Genomic DNA, 19,865 nt, shown 5'->3' with positions numbered 1-19,865 from the left:
AAAGATATGGAAGAAAATTTAAAAAAATTTATTGATTTATTTGAACATATATCATCAAATCCAGTAGAAGCAATAAAAAATCATAAAAAAGAAACAGGAAAAGGGGCAGTAGGAGTTTTACCAGTATATGCACCAGAAGAACTAATAGATGCAGCGGGATATTTACCAGTAGGTATTTGGGGTGGACATCATGAAATATCAAAAGCAAGAACATATTTGCCAGCTTTTGCTTGTTCAATTATGCAATCAATTATGGAAATGGAATTAGAAGGAGCTTTTGATAATCTATCTGCAGTATTAATGTCTGTTCCTTGTGATACTTTAAAATGTTTCAGTCAAAAATGGCATGGGAAATGTCAAACTATAGTATTTACTCATCCTCAAAATAGAAAAATAAAAGCAGCTAATTTATTTTTAGAAGAAGAATATAAAATAGTTCGTAGAAAATTAGAAGAAATATTAGATGTTAAAATTACAGATGAAGCTATAAATAAAAGTATAGAAATTTATAATGAAAACAGAAAAGTTATGAGAGAGTTTACTGAAATAGCAGCAAAATATCCTCAAATAATAGATCCAATAATTAGGCATAATGTTATTAAATCAAGATGGTTTATAACTAAAAAGCAACATACAGAATATGTTAGAGATTTTATAAATGAGATAAAAAAATTAAAAATAGAACCTTGGGAAGGTAAAAAAGTTATTTTAACTGGAATAATGGCAGAACCAAGAGAAGTATTAGAAATAATGAAATCAGAAAATTTTGCAGTTGTTGCAGATGATTTAGCTCAAGAATCTCGTCAATTTAGAATTGATGTACCTGAAGGAAAAACTCCTCTAGAAAGATTAGCAAAATGGTGGCAAGATTTTGACGGATGTGCACTAGCAACAGATCCTAAAAAGGTAAGAGGGAAAATGTTGATAGATATGTATGAAAAATATGAGGCAGATGCGGTTATAGTATGTATGATGAAATTCTGTGATCCAGAAGAATTTGATTATCCAATATATTATAAAGAATTAAATGATAAAAATATAAGAAATATTATGATAGAAATAGACTTAGAAATGACATCTTTTGAACAAATAAAAACAAGACTTCAAAGTTTTAATGAAACTTTATAAAAAGAAAAGATTAATTTTTCAAAATGATAAATAAGTAATAGATTCAATCTCGATTAATAAAAATAAAAAACAGTTCCTCCAGCTTAAAGCTGAAGGAACTGTTTATATATACTATGTTTATATACTACAATCTAATATTTTTAACTATAGTTCCATATGCAAAATCCTTTGCAGGTGTTATAGTTGAAATAGAGTCAACATTAACAAGCATTTTATTGTCTTGTTTAGTTTCAACAATTAAAAAATTATGTTTGCATCCTACAATTCTAACGCTGTAGTATTTTCTTCCAGCACATACAATATCAAATTTTTCGGCATTTAATTCCTTTAATAATTCTAACATGAGTATACCCCCTTTAATTTATTGCAATTTATAATTAAAATTTATAGTTTTTTTAATAAAAGATCAGTAACCATTTTAGGATTAGCCTTACCTTTGGAAAGTTTCATACATTGACCCATAAGTCCCTTAAGAACCCTAGGTTTTCTACCTTCATCAGCATTGTGATAATCTTCAATTAGTTTAGGATTATTCTTAAGTACATCATCTACAAGGGCTTCAATAGCTCCACTATCAGCAACTTGAGCCATTTTTTCCTCTTTAACAATAACTTCAGGATCCCTTTTATCATTTAATTTAATTTCAAATAATTTTTTAGCTATTTTTGAAGAAATAACATCTTTATCAATAAGTTTAATTATTTTTCCTAAATCCTCAGGAGAAATAGGGAAGTTACCAATTTCCATATGGTTATCCTTTAGATATTTTAAAACTTCATTAAGAATCCAACTAGAACTAATTTTAGGGTTGTTGCTTTCCTTAACAACTTTTTCAAAATAATTTGCAAGTTCAATATCTAAACAAAGAATGTCAGCGTCATATTGAGGAATTTTGTAGTCAGTTACAAATCTATTTATTTTAGCTACAATATCTTCAGGCATAGTTTCTTTGATTTTACTTATTTCTTCATCAGTTACAACAACCTTTAATAAATCAGGTTCAGGGAAGTATCTATAATCCATAGCTTCCTCTTTACTTCTCATGATTTTTGTTATTTGAGTTTCATCATCCCAATTTCTAGTTTCTTGATGAATTTCTCCCCCAGCTTCAATAACATTGATCTGTCTATTAATTTCATAATCTATAGCCCTAGCAACAGCTTTAAAAGAGTTTAGATTTTTAACTTCCACTCTAGTTCCAAAAGGTTCTCCCTTGTGATGAACTGAAATATTAGCGTCACATCTTAAAGAACCAAGTTCCATGGATACATCACTTATTCTTGTATATTTAAGAGTATTTCTAAGAAGAGTTAAATATTCATAGGCTTCATTTGAACTTCTCATATCAGGTTCTGATATTATTTCAATAAGAGGCATTGAAGCTCTGTTAAAATTAATATATGATTCATTTGCCCCATGAATAGATTTACCAGCGTCTTCTTCTATTTGAATTTTAGTAATTCCAATTGTTCTTTCTTTTCCATTTACATTAATATTAAGATAACCTTTTCCAGCATAGGAATTATCAAATTGAGTTATTTGATAGTTTTTAGGAGTATCAGGATAGAAATAATTTTTTCTATCAAAGGTACTTTCATTATTTATTTTACAGTTTAGAGCAAGTCCTGCTTTAATAGCATACTCTAAAACTTTTTTATTAAGCTTTGGTAAAGCTCCAGGATGTCCTAAACAAATAGGACAAGTATGTGTATTAGGTTTATCAGAATCATAGTCAGTACTACAACTACACCAAACCTTTGTACCAGTTTTAAGTTGAAGGTGGACTTCAAGTCCAATTACTGATTCCCATTGTTTATTCATTATTATCAGCTCCTTCAGGAAGTTTAAATTCCCCTCTTATTTTTTCAAATGCGTGTCCTGCAGCAATTAAGTTTTCCTCTCCAAAATGTTTTCCTAATAATTGAACACCTACAGGTAAATTATTAGCAATTCCAGCTGGTATAGAAAGCCCAGGAATTCCTGCAAGATTAGCAGAAAGTGTAAATATATCTTCTAAATATAATTCTAGTGGTGTTTTTACTGCATCAAGAGCAAAGGCAGTTGATGGAGCAACAGGTGTAAGAATAATATCTACTTTTTCAAAAACATCGTCAAAATCTTTTTTAATAAGAGCTCTAACCTTTTGAGCCTTTTTAAAATATGCATCGTAGAAACCAGCACTTAAAACATAGGTACCTATCATTATTCTTCTTTTTACCTCTGTACCAAATCCTTCACTTCTAGATTTAACATATAGGTCAATATAGTCCTTTGCATTTGGACTTCTGTAACCATATCTTATTCCATCAAATCTAGCTAGATTTGAACTTGCTTCAGCAGGTGCTAGAACATAGTAAGTTGGTAGAGCATATTTAGTGTGAGGTAGAGATACATTTACAATTTCAGCTCCAAGACTTTTGAATTTTTCAATTGATTCATCCATTATTCTTTTTATTTCAGGATTTAATCCTTGAACAAAATATTCCTTTGGAATACCTATTTTCATTCCTTTAATATCTTTATTTAAAGATTTAGTATAGTCAGGAACTTCTCTTGGACTAACAGTGGCGTCATATTCATCAGGTCCAGCAATAACATTCATAGTTAAAGCTATGTCAGTTACATTTTTAGCAACAGGTCCAATTTGATCCAAAGAAGATGCAAAGGCCATTAGCCCATATCTAGAAACTCTTCCATAAGTTGGTTTAAGACCTACAACTCCACAAAAAGAAGCAGGTTGTCTAATACTTCCTCCAGTGTCAGAACCTAGGGAAATAAAGCATTGTTTAGCAGCTATTGAAGCTGCAGCTCCTCCACTACTTCCTCCAGGAACCTTTGAAGTATCCCAAGGATTTTTAGTTAGCTTTTGGTATGAAGTTTTTGTACTTCCTCCCATTGCAAACTCATCCATATTGGTTTTTCCTATTATAATTGCCCCTGCTTCTTTTAATTTTTTAACAACAGTGGCGTCATATATTCCCTTGTAATTATAAAGAATTTTAGAACAAGATGTAGTTAGATCGTCTAAAGAAACCATATTATCCTTAACAGAAACTGGAACTCCAGCAAGAATCCCAACTTTTTCTCCATTTTCTATTTTTTCATCAATTATTTTAGCTTCTTTTAAAGCTGCTTCTTTTCTTAAGTAAACAAAACTTCCAATTACATTGTCAGTTTTTTCTATTTTTTCATATACAGCCTTTAAAGCATCCACAGCAGTTATTTCTCTCTTTGCTATTTTGTCTCTAAGCTCTAAAGCTGTAAAGTTACAAATATTATTCATGCAAAATCCTCCTAGATTAAATTTTATTATCCCATAACTTTAGGTACGATTAATGATCCATCAATAGATTCTGGAGCATTTGATAGAGCTTCTTCAACAGAAAGAGAGTCCTTTATAACATCTTCTCTTAAGTTGTTAACATCATCATTTACTTGGGATAATACTGTTGTTTCACTAACATCAACTTCATCTAACATATCAATATAATTTAGTATGTCATTAAGTTCTTTTTGATATTTTTCAATTTCTTTAGGACTAAATTCAAGTCTTGCAAGTTTTGCAACATTTAGTACTTCTTCTTTAGTTAAAGCCATTTGTTTCCTCCTAATTTGATTTTAAATAGAGTTTAAATAATTTACTTCTTTCTTTTTAAGTGGTCTAGATTCTCCTGGTTTTAAAGCAGGATCTAGCTCCAATTCTCCAATGGATATTCTTTTTAAAAACATCACTTTATGTCCAACAAGATCAAACATTTTTCTTATTTGTCTGTTTCTACCCTCTTTAATAGCTATATTAAGTGTTGTACGAGCAGTAGTTGAAGAGATAACCTTTGCCTTTGCAGGTAGAGTCATTTTATCTTCAATTAAAATACCTTTTTTTATTTTGTTTAAACTAGTCATACTAACACTTCCTGAAACTTCCACATAATATGTTTTGTAAATTTCAGTTCTAGGATGGATGACTTTATTATAAATTTCCCCATCATTTGTTAAAATAATTAATCCTTCAGTGTCATAATCAAGTCTTCCTATTGGGAATATTCTTTCTTCAGTTTTAACTAATTTAGTAACAAGTTTTCTTCCTCTAGTATCCTTAACAGCAGATAAAACCTTTTGAGGTTTATTTACCATAAAATATAATTTTTCATTTTTTGTTTTTTTAATTGAAGTTCCATCAATAAATATTTTATCAGTGCTATCAACTTTTAAACCTGCAGTGGCCACCTTATTATTTACAGTAATTCTTCCACTGTCAACCATTCTATCTATTGCTCTTCGAGAATCTATTCCTAAACTAGCTAGGTACTTATTTATTCTAATCTTTTCCATTATTTATCCTTTTAAAATTTAGTTGTTTAAATCATTTAAATGTTGCTTAAATTCAAAATATTTAGGTAATTCTTCCACAGTGTCAATACCTAAATATTTAAGGAATTTTTCAGTAACCTCATAGAGGTTAGGCCTTCCTATACTTTCTTTTTTCCCACAAACTCTAATAAATTTTTTAGATTCCATAGTTCCCACGATACTATCTACTTTTACTCCCCTAATACTTTCTATTTCAGATTTTGTAATAGGTTGATTATAAGCGATTATTGATAAAGTTTCAAGGGATGGAATGGATAATTTTCTAGGTTTTTTTTCTTGTTCAAAGAAATTATTAACAATTTCTCCGTATTTAGCATTTGATACAAGGTAAATGAAATCTCCATTAATTTCAATGTTTATCCCAGAATATTTCCGTTCCCCCTTTAATTCATAAATTATAGGGATTATTTTATCAATAGATAGGGAAAAAAATTCACATAAATCTTTTATTTTTATATCTTCACCACCAATTAACAAAATGGCTTCAATTTGATTTTTAATATCATCCAATTGATTTTTGTTATCCAAAATTTTCCTCCTAATTAAAATATAAATGTAGAGTGTTAAACCCTACATTTATAAACTAAAATTAATAATTATTTTCAGTAGACATTAAAACTGGTATATATTTGTTGAAGTTTTCTAAGAAAATAGAAATACCATCAATTACAGCATTTAAAGGATTTTCAACAACAGTGACATTTAGCTTTAAAGAATGGGAAAGTTTTTTATCTAACCCCCTAAGCAATGCTCCACCACCTGTTAAATAAATCCCTGTTTTTTTAATATCTGAAGCAAGTTCAGGAGGGGTTTTTTCAAGTATAAGTTTAATTTCTTCCACTATTAGGTCAGTTGTTTCTTCCAGTGCTGATGATATTTCAGTGGAAGTTATTTCAATGTTAACAGGAAGTCCAGATATAAGGTTTCTTCCACTTATTCCATATGATAATTCCTCTTCCAAAGTAACAGCTGCTCCAATTTCTTTTTTTAAAGTTTCTGCTGTTTTGTATCCAATAAGAATGTTATGAGATTTTCTAATGTAATCAATTATAAGGGAGTCAAATTTATCTCCAGCTATTTTTAAAGATTTAGTTATAACGATTCCTCCTAGAGAAACAACACCAATTTCAGTGGTTCCTCCTCCAATATCTACAATTAGATTTCCTTCAGGTTGAAACACATCTATTCCAGCTCCAATAGCAGCAGCCATAGGTTCTTCAATAAGGAAGGCTTCCCTAGCTCCAGCTTCTCTACTAATATCTATAACAGCTCTTTTTTCAATTTGAGTAACTCCTGCAGGAACACAAATTAAAACCCTAGGTGCAGATAATTTTTTTCCATTGGTTACTATTTTATAAAATGCTCTTAACATTTTTTCAGTAACTTCATAATCAGCTATAACTCCATTTTTAAGTGGTCTGATAGCCTCTATGTTGGCAGGGGTTCTTCCTATCATATTTTTAGCTTCTTCTCCCACAGCAAAAACTTCCTTTGATCTGTTGTTGAAAGCTACTACAGAGGGAGTGTTAAGTAGTATGCCTTTTTTTCTAACACATATAAGAGTATTAGAAGTACCCAAGTCTATTCCTAAATCTTCAGAAAACAGGCTTAAAAATCTGTTAAATATGTTTTTCATTAAATTCACCTCAAGTTATAGTTTTTCTAAACAATTTAAATCTATATTTAATTTTTTTAAAGCTCTTAAAAATTTACCTAAAGGAAATCCCATAACAGAAAAGAAATCCCCTTCTATTTTATTAACAAACAAAGCCCCCTTTCCTTGAATTCCATAACTTCCAGCTTTATCAAAGGGTTCTTTAGTTTCTATATACCATTTAATGTCAGCATCAGTTATTTCATTGAAAAAAACTTTTGTGATCTCAGCATCTGAATAACAAATATTTTTGTTAATATTGATTATTGAAAAAGCAGTTATAACTTCATGGGATTTTCCAGAAAGTTCCCTTAACATATTATAAACATCCTCTTGGTTTTTTGGTTTTCCAAGTATTTTGTTGTTAATAGAAACAATTGTATCAGCACTTACAATAAAGTCATCTTTATTTTCATTTGCAACCTCATAAGCTTTTTTATTTGAAATGTCTTTGATTTTCTCTATAATATTTTCTTTGGAGCTAGTTTCTTCTATTTCTTTAGTTTTTATTTGTAAATTAAAACCAAAATTTTCAAGAATTTCCTTTCTTCTTGGAGATTTTGACGCAAGAATCATAATTCTTCTCCTTCCTCCTTTTCTTCATCTTCAAAAATAGGTAAAGATTTATTTTTGAAAGCTTCATCAACTTTTTCTTTTATTGTTAAATCAAGGGCTAAACGTTGTTTTTCATATTTCTTAAATTCTTCCTTTTCTAGTTCCTCTTTAATGGCAATTTTTTTATCAATTATTGCTTTTTGTAATTTTAAAGCTTTAATTTTTTTATTTCTAAGATGGAGATATTTAATACATCTAATAACTTCTTTTCCAAGTAGAAAAAATAAACAGATAAAAATAATAAATCCTAAGATTAACCAAATAAAATGTAATTTAAAGTTTTCTATTAAAATTGTTGCAAAGAATATAATGAAAAATCCAAGATTAATATCATTAAGTCCATATTGAATAATATTCTCTTCATTTAAATTCCCAGAAAATTGTAATTTTAAAAATAAAACTAGGATTGCTAAAGAAATAACAAAAATAGTTCCAAAGAATAACCGTGTTCTATAAAATGTTTTTTTATTCCTATCCTTTATAAAAATTATAAAGAAGTCAGAAATAATAACCCCTAAAAAAGGTATATAGAATAGACCAAAATATTCACTTAAATGTTCAATAAAATAATTCATATTTTACTCCTAAAGTTAAAACTAAATAAAATCTATCATACATTGTATTTTATCATAACAAAAGTAAGTTTTCAAGAATTAAACAATGTATTATGAGAGTAATTGTTGACAACTTTCATAAAGAAATGGTATAAAATATATATGAGGTATAAATTTGTAAGGGAAGGAAATAGGAGGTCAATATGAAAAGTAGTGGTAAAGTAGTTGCTATAGATGGTAATAAAGTAACTCTAATAATGTATAGAGAAAGTACTTGTTCCCATTGTTCAGGATGTGGAGAAGATACAAAGGCGGCCAAGGAATTAACTATTACAGTTGAGCAAAGAGTTGAAATTGGAGATATTGTAACTTTTCAAATGAAAGATTCTAAATTTTTAAAAATAGGTTTCTTAGTATATATAGTTCCAGTTATAATGATGGTTGTTGGATTTAATGTTGGAACAAGATTAGGTTATGAAGAAAAAGGATCAGCAGCAATGTCATTTTTATTTTTAGTTATTACTTTCTTAGGAATACATTTAATAGATAAATTTGTAGTAAAGGAAAAAATTCAAATGGAAGTTTTAAAGGTTGAAAAGGATAATGGAGAAATGAATCAAGAAACTTGTGATACAAAATAATAAAGTGGAGGGGTTATGAAAAAAATATTTGTACTTATGTTTATAATCAATATATTTTCTTATTCTTCTACACTGAACTATAACCAAGTAAAAGATGTAAATGGAATTACAATTGAGAAAACTACAAGATACCCCTTTACAGGAATGGTGAAAAAAGGTAAGAATAGAGAATTTTACAAAAACGGAAAACCAGATGGTAAGTGGATATATTTCTACAGTAATGGAAATATAAAGTCCATTGAAAATTGGAAGGATGGAAAACTTCATGGAAAATATATATTATATAGTTCAAATGGTGAAAAATATTTAGAAACTAAATATAAAAAAGGTCTAGATAACGGTAACTATAAAATATTTTATACAGATGGAAGACTTAGAGTAGCTGGAAAATTAAGAAAAGGAAAGCCTATTGGAAGTTGGAAAACTTATACTACAGAGTACTATGATGTTTTAGAGAAAAATACTTTATATGCAAATGGAGAAGAAAATGCAAAACAAAACTAGTAATTATAAATTTTTTCAAAATAAAAAATGTGAATATTTTCCTTGTCACTCTATGAAGGATGCAGAGGAGAAGTTTAACTGTCTTTTTTGTTACTGTCCTTTGTATTGCCTAGGGGATGACTGTGGGGGAAATTTCTCTTACAACAAAAATGGGATAAAGGATTGTTCAAAATGTAACTTACCCCATGTGAAAGATATTGGATACAATCACATTCAAATTAAAATAAAAGAAGTAATAAATAAGGTTAAAAAATAGTTGACATTATTTATTATATATGATATCATTATATTTGCTTAGGAACAATAGCTACAAGGGTACACCCAGTTACATACCGAACCTGGAAGTTAAGCTTGTAAACGCTGAAAGTACTTGGGGGGCAGCCCCCTGGGAGGATAGGAAGTTCCTAAGCTTTTATATTTTTTGGAAAAATTAACTAATAGTATAATAAAAAAGATTCCTACAAAATGTAGGAATCTTTATTTATTTATATAAACAAATTAGTTTCTTTTTAATTGTCCTACAGGAACTTTAACAAGGCTTCCTGTTATATTGTCTTGATTGAAAACATATAATCCACCTGTTATAGCATCAATTCCTAATCCAATTATTCCACCAAAGACAATATTTCCCCAAACCCAACCAGTTACTCTTTTTTGAATAACATTTGAATAAGGAGCAAATCCTGGCGCTTCTATTCTTATATCGTGGCTATCCTTAGTTTTTAGTGATAAAATAATAGGAGTAGTCCCTCTATACTGTCCATCGATGTATACTTTAGCATTTGGAACATTAGAATTAAATGAAAGCTTTTGATCAGTTCCAGTCATAATAGTAGCACAACTTGTAAACAGTAAAGAAATAGCAATAATTAACAAACATAAACTTTTTTTCATAAATTTTTCCCCTTTAATTAATTTTAAATAAAAATATTTTACATATTAGTATTATTTAGTATATAATAACATAAATAAGAATTAAAATAAACCATTTAAATAGGAGAAGATATGTCATATAAGCTTGTCTATATTTTTAGTTTTATATTTTTTATTGGGTGTTCTAATACTAATATAAAAACTAATGATTGGAAAGATAGTAAAAGTACAATTTATTATATGGATAAATTGCAAACAGGGGATATAATAATAAAAAATAAGGTTTTAACATCTCCTTTAACTTGGTTTGGACATGTGGGAGTAATGGTTTCAGACTCAGAAGTTGGAGAATATCCTAAATTAGGTACTGGATATCACAAAACTAAAATTAATTCTTGGTTATTTGATGAACGCAAAATAATTATTTTAAGATATAATAAGTTTGATGATAAATTTAAGAAAACATTTTTAAAAAATTTAAAAGAGTATAGCCATTCTAAATATGGATTATTGGACGAAGTTAATGATTCTAAAAATTTTTATTGTTCGAAATTTGTATGGCTAATATATTTCAAAACTGTAAAAGATTTAAAATATGACTCAAATTTTAATTTAAATAAAAATAAAACATTTATCTTCCCCTATGATTTTGTAAATTTTAATAGTTTAGGAAAAGTTAATTTATAACAAATTGAGAAAATTTTTAAAAATATAGAAATTAGAATAAATATTTTATTTAATAGACCAATACCACAAATACTTTGTGGTATTTTTTTTTATGAAAATCTAGTATAATAAGGGTGTATACAAAAATATTAAAAGGATGGAAATAATATGGATATAAAGTATTTTCAATATCAAGATAATTTTCTAAAAAAGTTAAAATCAGATGAAAAAACAATTATTGTATTTAGTGATTATTCTTTAAAAAATACATATATGAGAAATAGAGAAAAAAATATATTGAAACCTGAAGGGATGTTACTTACTTTAGATGAATTTAATAAATATATATTTAAAACAAATAGAAAGCTTCTAACAGATGCTAAAAGACCTTTGACCTTTTATCAAAATTTAAATAAAAAAATAAAAGAAGAATTAAATATAAAAAACTACTATGATATTATAGATTTAGCAGATTTATTTTTCAAATATTACAGGGAAAAAAATCTTAGTTTAGTTTCAAATATAAAAAATCTTCAAAAATGGCAAAGGGACTATATTGATAGACTTCATAGAATAAAAAAAATCTATGATAAATTTTTAAGTGAAAAAAATTATTTGCCAAGTGATTGGTTAGAATCCTATGAAAACTTTAATAGGGATTTTTTTGATTCTTATGAAAAAATAATATTTGTGGATATATTTGATTTTTCAAATTTGCATAGGAAAATAATAGGGGAAATAGAAGATAAAGTTCAAGTGAGTTTATTATTGCAATGTAAAAAGGATGACTATAATGAAGAGTTATTAAAATTAGAAAAGGTGTCCCTAGATGGAATAAGAAATATCCAAGTACAAATTTATGAGACAAATGAAAATTTAGAAGAAATGCTAAATCTAATATTTTTACATGGAAAGGGGGATAGTCCCTTTGATATATTTACCCCTAATCCAGAAAGAAATAACTTTCATAAAACACTACCAAAACACTTTAAATCTCAACAGTTAAAAGTACTAGATGATACTAAACTATATAGGTTCATGAGTAGGCAATGTGATCTATTAAACTCAATTGAATTTAAAAAGGAAGAGGGGATAGGTGTTGAGGTTCTAGCTAAATGCCTAAGTGATGAAATATTTTGCAAAATTTATAATATTAATGGAAATATATTAAATTTCTATAAAATTTTAATTGAAAATGAATATAGGTATTTAAATAAAAATACCATAGATGAAGAGAACATAGGATGGATCTTTAAAAGATATAATTACAACAGTGAAGAAATGAATGATTTTAGAGAGGGTTTCTATAAAATTTATGATGACTTGCAAGAACTTTCAAATTATAAAACTGTTGATGAATTCTATAATTATTTAAAGAAAATAGGTTTAGAAAACTTTCAAGAAATCAAGTACAAGGATTTAATGGAAAAATTTTATGAGGTTTTGGGAAACATAAAATCCAGTGAAAGACTGTGTGGAGAAGTTGGTTTCAATGGTTTGTTCAAAGAAAATGTAGGAGCATCTATATATAAATTATTGATAAAATATTTAGAAGGAATTGAAATAAGGGAAGTTGAAAGGGAAAAATCAACTGAAACTGTGGGATTAATTAAAAATCTAATGGACGCTAGGTTAAATTATAATAAGGATAGCTATTTCATAGATATAACCAATGAAAACTTACCTGGAAATATAAAGGATTCCTTTATTTTCACAGAGAGTCAAAGGGAAGAAAATAATTTCCCAACTTTAGATGATAAAATAAATATTCTAAAACAAAGGTTTGTTCAAGGGATATTTAATTCAAGGGAAAGTATAATATTTACAAAGAAAAATGAAGAAAAGGGAATAGAAAAATCAGTTTTTCTAGAGGAACTTATACTAGAAAATAACATAGAAGTTGAAAATAAGAACTTAACTGAAGAAAATATAAATGAAATAATAAAGGATGCCTTGTATAAAAAAAGAGATTTTAATATTGAAAGAAATACCATGGAATTAAAAAAGAATTTTGAAAATCTAAAGGATAATCAAATATCCCTAGGAGCCTATGATGTAATAATGTTATCATCTTGTGAATACAAATATTTTTTAAATAAAATTATGAAGTTAGAAAAAGAAGAAGAGTTAGTGTATGGAACATCCCTTAGACTACTTGGAACTACAGTTCATAAAATATTTGAACAAGTTGGAATAATAATGAGAGAACAAATAGAAAAATCAGGGAATTTTAAAGTTGATGAACAAATGGTGGATAAGTATATAAGAATGGCTAAAAAATCAGATAAAATGAAAATACCTGTATACGTTGATATATATTTAAATAAAATTATATACCCTGCAATAAAAAACAGTATATTTGAATTTTATAATTATTTGGAAAAAAGATTTAAAAATAAAAAAATAAATAGTTTCTACAGTGAAAAGGAAAAAGTATATAAAAGTGATTATTCTAAATTAAAGGAAAATCCTGAAATTTTAATTAAGGGAAGAATAGATTTAGCAATAGAAACTTCCACTGGAAACACTTTAATAGACTATAAAACTGGTGGGAAACAAGATGGACAGCTAGATATTTACTCTCTTATTATGTATGGGGGAGATATGGAAGTTGAGAAAATAATGTATAATGTTTTTAAATTAGAAGGAAAAGTTGAAGATAAAAATATATTTACAAGGGAAAGTTTAAATAATATATTCTTAGATTTTGTGAAACTAGAGCATTATAAAAGAACAGATAAAAAAACAATGTGCAATAATTGTGACTATATAAACATTTGCAGAAGAGAGGAGAGCTATAAATATGAAGAAAATATTAAAAGCTAGTGCAGGTACAGGGAAAACATATAGATTAGCATTGGAATATGTAATTTCATTAATAAATGGGGAACCTCAAAATGATATTATAGTTATGACTTTCACAAGAAAGGCAACCTCTGAAATAAAAAAAAGAATAGTGGATTTCTTAAAAAGTCTATGTATTATGGATGAAGAGGGGATTAATATAAAAAAATCCATAGAAAACCTATATCCTAAAATAAATATAGATGAAGTTAATATGAAAAAAATATATGAAAATATTGTGTTAAACAAGGATAATTTAAAAGTTTATACAATTGATGGTTTTAAAAATATTATTTTTAAAAATTCCGTGTCAAAGATGTTAAATATTAACACCTTTGAAATTATAGAGGATTTTGAAAACTATGAAATTTTAAAGAAATGTTTTGAAAAAATAACCTCAAGTGAGAAGAATTTTAAGTTGTTTCAGAAATTTTTTGAAACTAATTTAGAGAGAAATGTTGAAAAACATATTGATACTTTAGGGGGAATTATAAATCATAGATGGAAGTACATTCTACTTGAAAAAAGAGAAAGAGAGCCCTATGATGTTTCTCAAGAGATGACACAAATTGATGAAATGTTAAGTGTTTTGGAAAAAATAAGAGAATATAAAAAAAAGGAAAGCACTCCAATAGTAGAGCATGTTAAAAAATTATATAAGGAGTATCTAGGATTAGATACATATTTAGAAAAGGAAAAGTTCTTACTAAATAATTGGAAGACAATACTAGATGATAAATATATATTAGATGGTAGAAAAATAAGAGCAGGGAAAGATGAATATGTTTTGGAATTATTTCAAGATCAAATGGAAATAATGGATGATCTTAAAAGTGAAATTTCCAAAAGAATATACAATGATAAAGTTATATCCTATGAAAGGGAAATGTTATCCTTTTTAGACGATATATATGGAATTTATGATGAAATAAAATTTAAAGAGCATAAGTTTACCCACAGTGATATAACTAATTATACACTTAAATATATTGGAAATAATGAGCTTAATCTTTTAGATGAAAACAATAAGATAACAACTTACATGAAGGAAATCCTTGAAAGTGAAGCTACAACAATATTTATAGATGAATTTCAAGATACAAGTGTAGTTCAATGGAAAATCTTATCTCCCTTTGTGGAAAGTGCAAAGAATGTAATCTGTGTTGGAGATGAAAAGCAAAGTATATATGGATGGAGGGATGGGGATAAAAACCTATTTATGAAACTTCCAAATATTATAGATTGTGAAGTTGAAAGTTTGGATACTTGTTATAGAAGTGAAAAAAGAATAGTTGATTTTACAAATAGCTTTTTTGAAAACTATTCAAAGTCCTTAGGGGATATTTCTTGGGAATTTAATAGGGTTAATGGAAATAAAAGTGAAAGTAAAGGCTTTGTAGGACTGTACTCAAAGGGAGATAGTAAGGATGATGAATTTTCATATAAAGAAATTATAAAATTACTTAAAGAAAATTATAATGGACAATATAAGGGAATAGGAATATTAGCTAGAAGTAATAAGATTTTAAATAAAATGGCCTTTGCCCTTTCAGAAAATAAAATTCCATATTTTCTAGAAACTAGATTGAGTATATTTGAATCAAGGGTTGTAAGTCCAATATTAACTTTGTTTAAATACTTTATAACAGAGAATAATTTTTATTTAATTGAATTTTTAAGGGATGATCTAATATTTATTGGGGATGACTCTTTAAAAAAAATACTTTTAAATTTAGATAATTTAGATAACTTTAATTTTGAAAATCAAGATGAGAAAAAAGTATATGATAAAATAATTAAATATAAAAATATGTATAGGGAGAATAATTTTAAACTTTATACAGTTATAGAAGAGATAATAAAAGATTTTGGTGTGCTAGATAAGTATACAAGTGAAAGTGATATTAAGAATGTATATAAGTTCTTGGAAAAATGCAAGGAATTTGAATTTGTAGAGGAATTAATAGAAGAGGTAAAGGAAAACAATGATTCTAGCCAGTATAGGCAAGAGTCAACAAAGGAATATAATGGAGTAGCCCTAATGACAATTCATAAATCAAAGGGTCTTGAATTTGATACAGTTTTTTATATTCATAAGGAAGGAAATAATTCTGGGAATAAAGGTTTTCAATTTAATATAAAGATAAATGACAATTACAAAAAAGTAGATGACTATTTAATAACAGAAAGTTCATATGAAAAGATTTTCACTTATTTAGAGGATCAATTTGACTATGCCAGTGATAAAAAAAGAAAGGAAGCTGAAGAGGAGATAAATAATATTTATGTGGCTCTAACTCGTCCTAAAAAAAATCTTTTTATAGTAATTGACAAGGTTAGTAAAAATGGAGACTTTCAAAAATTAGTAGGGGCAAATTATTTCAATTCTCAGTTAGTATATACTTTAGGTGAAGTCTATTTAAAGGAAAGAACAAAGGAAGAAGAAAAAATAGAAGATATGAAAAAATCCAAGGAAAATGAAAAACTAAATATTGATTTTAGAGAACTTTCCTATGACAGTGAAAAATTAGAAGAAAACATTAATAAACTTACAAATGAAAGGGAAAACTTTACCATTGAAAGGGAAGAAAAAAAGATTCTAGGTACTGTTGTGCATTATTTCTTTGAAAACATTAAATATGCAAGGGAAGATGAAATAATATTAGCTAGGGAAAAAACAATTTCCAAATATGGTGCCTTGTATGAGGAAAACTTTTTAGAAAAGTTATTTTCAAGGAAATTTATAGAAAGAAACATAAGGGATAAGGAAGATATATTTTCAGAATCTTGGGATTTTATCTATAATGAATATCCAATATATTCTGAAGAGGATAAGAGCCTTTATAGAATAGATAGACTAATGATAAAAAAACCAAGTTTAGAAGAAAAGGGAAAGGTTTTTATTGTGGATTATAAAACTGGGGGACATGAGGAAGAACAAATAGAAAACTATGAAAAATTAGTTTCCCAGTCTTTGGAGAAACTAGGGGTATTAGATAGTTATAATATAGAAAAAATATATTTGGAAATCAATATGGAAAATAATTAGGGGGAACTAATGAAAAATGTATTGGAGTTAGAATTTATTCAAAATTATGCCATGGCCATTTCTTCTATATTAGAGGCAGACGTGACTATTGTGGATAAAAATTTAATAAGGGTAGCTGGAACAGGGGAGTATTTAGAAAGATTAGGGGAAAAAATACCTGAGGATTCTTTTTTTGGAGAAATAATATTAAAGGGTAATAAGAAAAAAGTTAGAGATTGTCTAGAGCAAGGGGCTTGTGATAAATGTGAGAAAAGGGATCAATGTGAAAAAAGAGATCAATGCAGGGAACTTGCAAATATAGCAGAACCTATTAGCTTAAATAATGAGGTAATAGGAGTTATAGGAATAATTGCCTTTAATAAAAACCAAAAAAAATGTTTGTTAGAAAAAAGAGCTTCCATGGAAGAATTTTTAAAATATATGAGCTTATTATTAGAAAGTAAAATCCAGCTAGCTATGGAAAAGAGAAAATTAGAAGGACAAATAAATGATGTTATAAATTCTCAAAGTATTGAAGTTAGAAGAAATAAATTCATAGGTAAAAATGAATCTATTAAGAATATTTTAAACCTATGTGATAAAATTGGAAAATCTAGTTCAACAGTTGTTATAACAGGGGAAAGTGGTACTGGAAAGGATTTATTAGCAAAATATATTCATTCAGTAAGTGATAGGAAAGATAAACTTATGATATCTATAAATTGCGGGGCTATTCCTGAAAATCTTGTGGAAAGTGAACTTTTTGGATATGAAGAGGGAGCTTTTACAGGGGCGAAAAAAAGCGGACATATAGGTAAATTTGAACTAGCTAACAACAGTACTTTATTTTTAGATGAAATAGGGGATATGCCCCTTCATGTACAAAAAAAACTTCTTAGAGTTTTACAGGAAGAAAAGATAGAAAGAGTTGGTGGGAAATGTTCAATACCTATAAATGTTAGGGTTATTTGTGCTACTAATAAAAATTTAGAAAAAATGGTTGAAGAAAAGACATTTAGGGAAGATTTATATTATAGAATTAATGTTATTCCTATAAAAATTCCAGCTTTGAGAGAAAGAAAAGAGGATATAATTAACTTTATAGATTACTTTATAAAACTATATAATAAAAAACTCTCTAAAAATGTTTTAGGTGTAACAACTGAGGCTAAAAGAGCCATGATAAATTATGATTGGTCAGGAAATGTTAGGGAACTTAGAAATATAATAGAATATATTGAAAATGTTATAGAGGGAAACTATATAGAACTTAAAGATCTACCAGTACAAATAAGTAAAAATCATAGGATGGGTATTTCAAATAAAAATCTTTCAGAAATAATTGAAGATTATGAAAGAAATATTCTTAAGGATTTAACAAAAAATATAAATACTTTAGAAGAAAAGGATGCTTTAGCTAAAAAATTAGGTATAAGCAGAGCAACTTTATATAGAAAATTATCTGCATATAAACTATAAATTAATTTATCAATTTTGAGAAAGGGTTATCATTTATGATAACCCTTTCTTTTCAATTGTTTCCAAAAATAAAATTTTGAAATTTATCAAATCTGATAAAAAAAGATGGAACTTTAAATTGAGATGTCCGGGAAAAGCAGAGGTGTAAAATGGCACGTAAATTGCTTATTATATACTTGAGAAATAAAATAAATTAAAGAGGTGGGGTAATGAATAAATATGCAGATTTTATAAAATTAGCTAAATCTGAAATGAAACCTAGTATGGGTTGTACAGAACCAGTTGCAATAGGACTAGCAGTATCAAATACATGTAGATATTTGGAAAAACCAGCTACAAAAATAAAATTAAAAATAAGTTCAAATATTTTTAAAAATGCCTTTTGTGTTAAATTACCAAATACAGATGAATCTGGAATTAAACTAGCATCAGCTTTAGGATATTTATTAACAAAGGAAAACAATGATATGGAAATTTTCAAAGGTGTTACTCCTGAATTAATTTCAAAGGCTGAAGCACTTGTAAAAGACAACTTTGTAGAAATGGAAGCTATGAAGGATAGTAGATTTTACATAGAAGTTTTAGCAACTAATGAGCATGAAAAAGTTGAAACTCTAACTTTAGATAGACACGATAATTTAGTAAAAGTTGAAAAAAATGGAGAAGTTATTTTAAATAAATTAGAAAATAAGCCAGGTGAAAATTCAACTGAAGAAAAATATATGGATATTTCCAAGTTCACTGTTAAGGAATTAATAGAAGTGGCAGAAACTATAGATGTTAAAGATTTGGAATTTTTAGATGAATGTATAAATATGAATTTAGCAGCTTCAGAAGAGGGGCTAAAAAAAGATTATGGTATGCACATTGGAAGAACAATTAAAAGATTAATTGAAGAAAAAACTTTATCAGATGACATTGTAAACCATGTGAAAATGGTAACATCTGCAGCAGCAGACATGAGAATGGGTGGAGGTCCCTTTTCAGCAATGACAATTGCAGGAAGTGGAAACCAAGGTTTCCAAACAAGTTTACCTGTAATAGCAGTGGCTTCCTATTTAAAACTACCTAGAGAAAAAATGTTAAGAGCTTTATTTATTAGTATTTTAGTTATGCTTAGAATGAAATGTAACTTAGGAAGATTATCTCCAATCTGTGGTGGTATGTTAGGTGGAACAGCTGCTTCAGCTGGAATCACTTGGTTATTAGGAGGAAAACTAGCAGAAATAAAAGGTGCTATGAATAATATGTTTTCAAGTATTACAGGGATGATGTGTGATGGTGCAAAGGACGGATGTTCAGCAAAATTATGTTCTTGTTCTGGGGAAGCAGTATTAGCAGCAAAATATTCAATAGCAGGGGTTAGAGCTAGTAAAACAGATGGAATAGTTAGTGAAAAAATAGAAGATACAATGGATAATGTAGCAAGACTTTCAAATGAAGGAATGAAAGAAATTGACATGACTGTAATTGATATATTATCAAACAAATAAAAATAAATAGATAGG

19 protein-coding genes and 1 rRNA gene are annotated in these 19,865 nt (G+C 27.6%); 10 read left to right on the top strand and 10 right to left on the bottom strand.

What is annotated here, in order from left to right; genetic code table 11:
* Positions 1-6: 6 nt before the first annotated feature.
* A complete protein-coding gene (locus GIL12_RS05240; protein WP_163469379.1) occupies positions 7-1,128 on the top strand; it encodes a 2-hydroxyacyl-CoA dehydratase subunit D in 1,122 nt (373 codons plus the stop codon).
* A gap of 124 nt (positions 1,129-1,252) precedes the next feature.
* On the opposite strand, the gene GIL12_RS05235 is transcribed toward GIL12_RS05240, so the two are convergent.
* The 9 genes from GIL12_RS05235 to GIL12_RS05195 all read right to left on the bottom strand — a co-directional run bounded on the left by GIL12_RS05235 (position 1,253) and on the right by GIL12_RS05195 (position 8,343).
* Positions 1,253-1,471, bottom strand: a complete 219-nt coding sequence (locus tag GIL12_RS05235; protein WP_163469377.1) for a hypothetical protein — start codon at positions 1,469-1,471, stop codon at positions 1,253-1,255.
* Between the two features lie 41 nt (positions 1,472-1,512).
* Positions 1,513-2,949: an Asp-tRNA(Asn)/Glu-tRNA(Gln) amidotransferase subunit GatB gene (gatB, locus tag GIL12_RS05230; protein ID WP_163469376.1), complete on the bottom strand. Its 1,437-nt coding sequence runs from the start codon at positions 2,947-2,949 to the stop codon at positions 1,513-1,515.
* The gene (gatA, locus tag GIL12_RS05225) at positions 2,942-4,411 is read right to left on the bottom strand and encodes an Asp-tRNA(Asn)/Glu-tRNA(Gln) amidotransferase subunit GatA (RefSeq protein WP_163469374.1); all 1,470 of its coding nucleotides are present in this window, start codon (positions 4,409-4,411) and stop codon (positions 2,942-2,944) included. Before gatA ends, gatB begins: the two co-directional genes overlap by 8 nt.
* Positions 4,412-4,437: 26 nt before the next feature.
* Positions 4,438-4,725, bottom strand: coding sequence for an Asp-tRNA(Asn)/Glu-tRNA(Gln) amidotransferase subunit GatC (gene gatC, locus GIL12_RS05220; RefSeq protein ID WP_163469372.1), 288 nt, complete (start codon positions 4,723-4,725; stop codon positions 4,438-4,440).
* Positions 4,726-4,746: 21 nt separating this feature from the next.
* Complete coding sequence (locus tag GIL12_RS05215) at positions 4,747-5,451, bottom strand: pseudouridine synthase (protein ID WP_203522523.1); 705 nt, start codon at positions 5,449-5,451, stop codon at positions 4,747-4,749.
* Between the two features lie 27 nt (positions 5,452-5,478).
* Entirely contained in the window at positions 5,479-6,027 is a 549-nt protein-coding gene (gene scpB / locus GIL12_RS05210; RefSeq protein WP_239056067.1) for an SMC-Scp complex subunit ScpB, read from the bottom strand.
* 61 nt (positions 6,028-6,088) lie between these two features.
* Positions 6,089-7,135: a rod shape-determining protein gene (locus GIL12_RS05205; RefSeq protein ID WP_163469368.1), complete on the bottom strand. Its 1,047-nt coding sequence runs from the start codon at positions 7,133-7,135 to the stop codon at positions 6,089-6,091.
* Positions 7,136-7,150: 15 nt separating this feature from the next.
* The gene (locus GIL12_RS05200; RefSeq protein ID WP_163469366.1) at positions 7,151-7,729 is read right to left on the bottom strand and encodes a nucleoside triphosphate pyrophosphatase; all 579 of its coding nucleotides are present in this window, start codon (positions 7,727-7,729) and stop codon (positions 7,151-7,153) included.
* Entirely contained in the window at positions 7,726-8,343 is a 618-nt protein-coding gene (locus GIL12_RS05195) for a hypothetical protein (protein ID WP_163469364.1), read from the bottom strand. Before GIL12_RS05195 ends, GIL12_RS05200 begins: the two co-directional genes overlap by 4 nt.
* Positions 8,344-8,525: 182 nt before the next feature.
* On the opposite strand from GIL12_RS05195, the gene GIL12_RS05190 reads away from it, so the two are divergent.
* From GIL12_RS05190 to rrf, 4 genes are all read left to right on the top strand, one after another.
* Positions 8,526-8,963 carry a SoxR reducing system RseC family protein gene (locus GIL12_RS05190; RefSeq protein ID WP_163469362.1) on the top strand — a complete coding sequence of 146 codons (438 nt, stop codon included), beginning with the start codon at positions 8,526-8,528 and terminating at the stop codon, positions 8,961-8,963.
* 15 nt (positions 8,964-8,978) lie between these two features.
* Positions 8,979-9,467 (top strand): toxin-antitoxin system YwqK family antitoxin, encoded by a 489-nt coding sequence (locus GIL12_RS05185; RefSeq protein WP_163469360.1) that lies wholly within the window; start codon positions 8,979-8,981, stop codon positions 9,465-9,467.
* A complete protein-coding gene (locus GIL12_RS05180; protein ID WP_239056066.1) occupies positions 9,451-9,723 on the top strand; it encodes a cysteine-rich small domain-containing protein in 273 nt (90 codons plus the stop codon). Before GIL12_RS05185 ends, GIL12_RS05180 begins: the two co-directional genes overlap by 17 nt.
* 37 nt (positions 9,724-9,760) lie before the next feature.
* Positions 9,761-9,877 (top strand): 5S ribosomal RNA (rrf, locus tag GIL12_RS05175).
* A gap of 88 nt (positions 9,878-9,965) precedes the next feature.
* Here the strand turns inward: rrf and GIL12_RS05170 are convergent.
* Positions 9,966-10,361, bottom strand: a complete 396-nt coding sequence (locus GIL12_RS05170; RefSeq protein WP_163469358.1) for a PEGA domain-containing protein — start codon at positions 10,359-10,361, stop codon at positions 9,966-9,968.
* Between the two features lie 111 nt (positions 10,362-10,472).
* On the opposite strand from GIL12_RS05170, the gene GIL12_RS05165 reads away from it, so the two are divergent.
* The 5 genes from GIL12_RS05165 (at position 10,473) to GIL12_RS05145 (ending at position 19,850) form a co-directional block, all read left to right on the top strand.
* Positions 10,473-11,027 (top strand): YiiX/YebB-like N1pC/P60 family cysteine hydrolase, encoded by a 555-nt coding sequence (locus GIL12_RS05165; RefSeq protein ID WP_163469357.1) that lies wholly within the window; start codon positions 10,473-10,475, stop codon positions 11,025-11,027.
* Positions 11,028-11,174: 147 nt separating this feature from the next.
* Positions 11,175-13,832 carry a PD-(D/E)XK nuclease family protein gene (locus GIL12_RS05160; protein WP_163469355.1) on the top strand — a complete coding sequence of 886 codons (2,658 nt, stop codon included), beginning with the start codon at positions 11,175-11,177 and terminating at the stop codon, positions 13,830-13,832.
* Entirely contained in the window at positions 13,810-16,899 is a 3,090-nt protein-coding gene (locus GIL12_RS05155; protein ID WP_163469353.1) for an exodeoxyribonuclease V subunit beta, read from the top strand. Before GIL12_RS05160 ends, GIL12_RS05155 begins: the two co-directional genes overlap by 23 nt.
* 9 nt (positions 16,900-16,908) lie before the next feature.
* Positions 16,909-18,357: a sigma-54-dependent Fis family transcriptional regulator gene (locus GIL12_RS05150; RefSeq protein ID WP_163469351.1), complete on the top strand. Its 1,449-nt coding sequence runs from the start codon at positions 16,909-16,911 to the stop codon at positions 18,355-18,357.
* Between the two features lie 209 nt (positions 18,358-18,566).
* Positions 18,567-19,850, top strand: a complete 1,284-nt coding sequence (locus GIL12_RS05145; protein ID WP_163469349.1) for a serine dehydratase subunit alpha family protein — start codon at positions 18,567-18,569, stop codon at positions 19,848-19,850.
* The last annotated feature ends 15 nt before the right edge of the window (positions 19,851-19,865 follow it).

The sequence above is a fragment of the Fusobacterium sp. IOR10 genome (assembly GCF_010367435.1).
Lineage (GTDB): Bacteria > Fusobacteriota > Fusobacteriia > Fusobacteriales > Fusobacteriaceae > Fusobacterium_B.
Note: the sequence above shows the minus strand (reverse complement) of the source record. Positions and strands in the feature narration are given on the sequence as shown.

What these genes read in the sequence shown, in the direction of transcription:
- GIL12_RS05180 (WP_239056066.1), top strand. Translation starts at nt 9,451, where the DNA reads ATGCAAAACAAAACTAGTAATTATAAATTTTTTCAAAATAAAAAATGT.
- GIL12_RS05150 (WP_163469351.1), top strand. Translation starts at nt 16,909, where the DNA reads ATGAAAAATGTATTGGAGTTAGAATTTATTCAAAATTATGCCATGGCC.
- GIL12_RS05240 (WP_163469379.1), top strand. Translation starts at nt 7, where the DNA reads ATGGAAGAAAATTTAAAAAAATTTATTGATTTATTTGAACATATATCA.
- GIL12_RS05235 (WP_163469377.1), bottom strand. Translation starts at nt 1,471, where the DNA reads ATGTTAGAATTATTAAAGGAATTAAATGCCGAAAAATTTGATATTGTA.
- GIL12_RS05170 (WP_163469358.1), bottom strand. Translation starts at nt 10,361, where the DNA reads ATGAAAAAAAGTTTATGTTTGTTAATTATTGCTATTTCTTTACTGTTT.
- gatA (WP_163469374.1), bottom strand. Translation starts at nt 4,411, where the DNA reads ATGAATAATATTTGTAACTTTACAGCTTTAGAGCTTAGAGACAAAATA.
- GIL12_RS05165 (WP_163469357.1), top strand. Translation starts at nt 10,473, where the DNA reads ATGTCATATAAGCTTGTCTATATTTTTAGTTTTATATTTTTTATTGGG.
- GIL12_RS05200 (WP_163469366.1), bottom strand. Translation starts at nt 7,729, where the DNA reads ATGATTCTTGCGTCAAAATCTCCAAGAAGAAAGGAAATTCTTGAAAAT.
- GIL12_RS05160 (WP_163469355.1), top strand. Translation starts at nt 11,175, where the DNA reads ATGGATATAAAGTATTTTCAATATCAAGATAATTTTCTAAAAAAGTTA.
- gatC (WP_163469372.1), bottom strand. Translation starts at nt 4,725, where the DNA reads ATGGCTTTAACTAAAGAAGAAGTACTAAATGTTGCAAAACTTGCAAGA.
- GIL12_RS05205 (WP_163469368.1), bottom strand. Translation starts at nt 7,135, where the DNA reads ATGAAAAACATATTTAACAGATTTTTAAGCCTGTTTTCTGAAGATTTA.
- gatB (WP_163469376.1), bottom strand. Translation starts at nt 2,949, where the DNA reads ATGAATAAACAATGGGAATCAGTAATTGGACTTGAAGTCCACCTTCAA.
- GIL12_RS05195 (WP_163469364.1), bottom strand. Translation starts at nt 8,343, where the DNA reads ATGAATTATTTTATTGAACATTTAAGTGAATATTTTGGTCTATTCTAT.
- GIL12_RS05155 (WP_163469353.1), top strand. Translation starts at nt 13,810, where the DNA reads ATGAAGAAAATATTAAAAGCTAGTGCAGGTACAGGGAAAACATATAGA.
- GIL12_RS05145 (WP_163469349.1), top strand. Translation starts at nt 18,567, where the DNA reads ATGAATAAATATGCAGATTTTATAAAATTAGCTAAATCTGAAATGAAA.
- GIL12_RS05190 (WP_163469362.1), top strand. Translation starts at nt 8,526, where the DNA reads ATGAAAAGTAGTGGTAAAGTAGTTGCTATAGATGGTAATAAAGTAACT.
- GIL12_RS05185 (WP_163469360.1), top strand. Translation starts at nt 8,979, where the DNA reads ATGAAAAAAATATTTGTACTTATGTTTATAATCAATATATTTTCTTAT.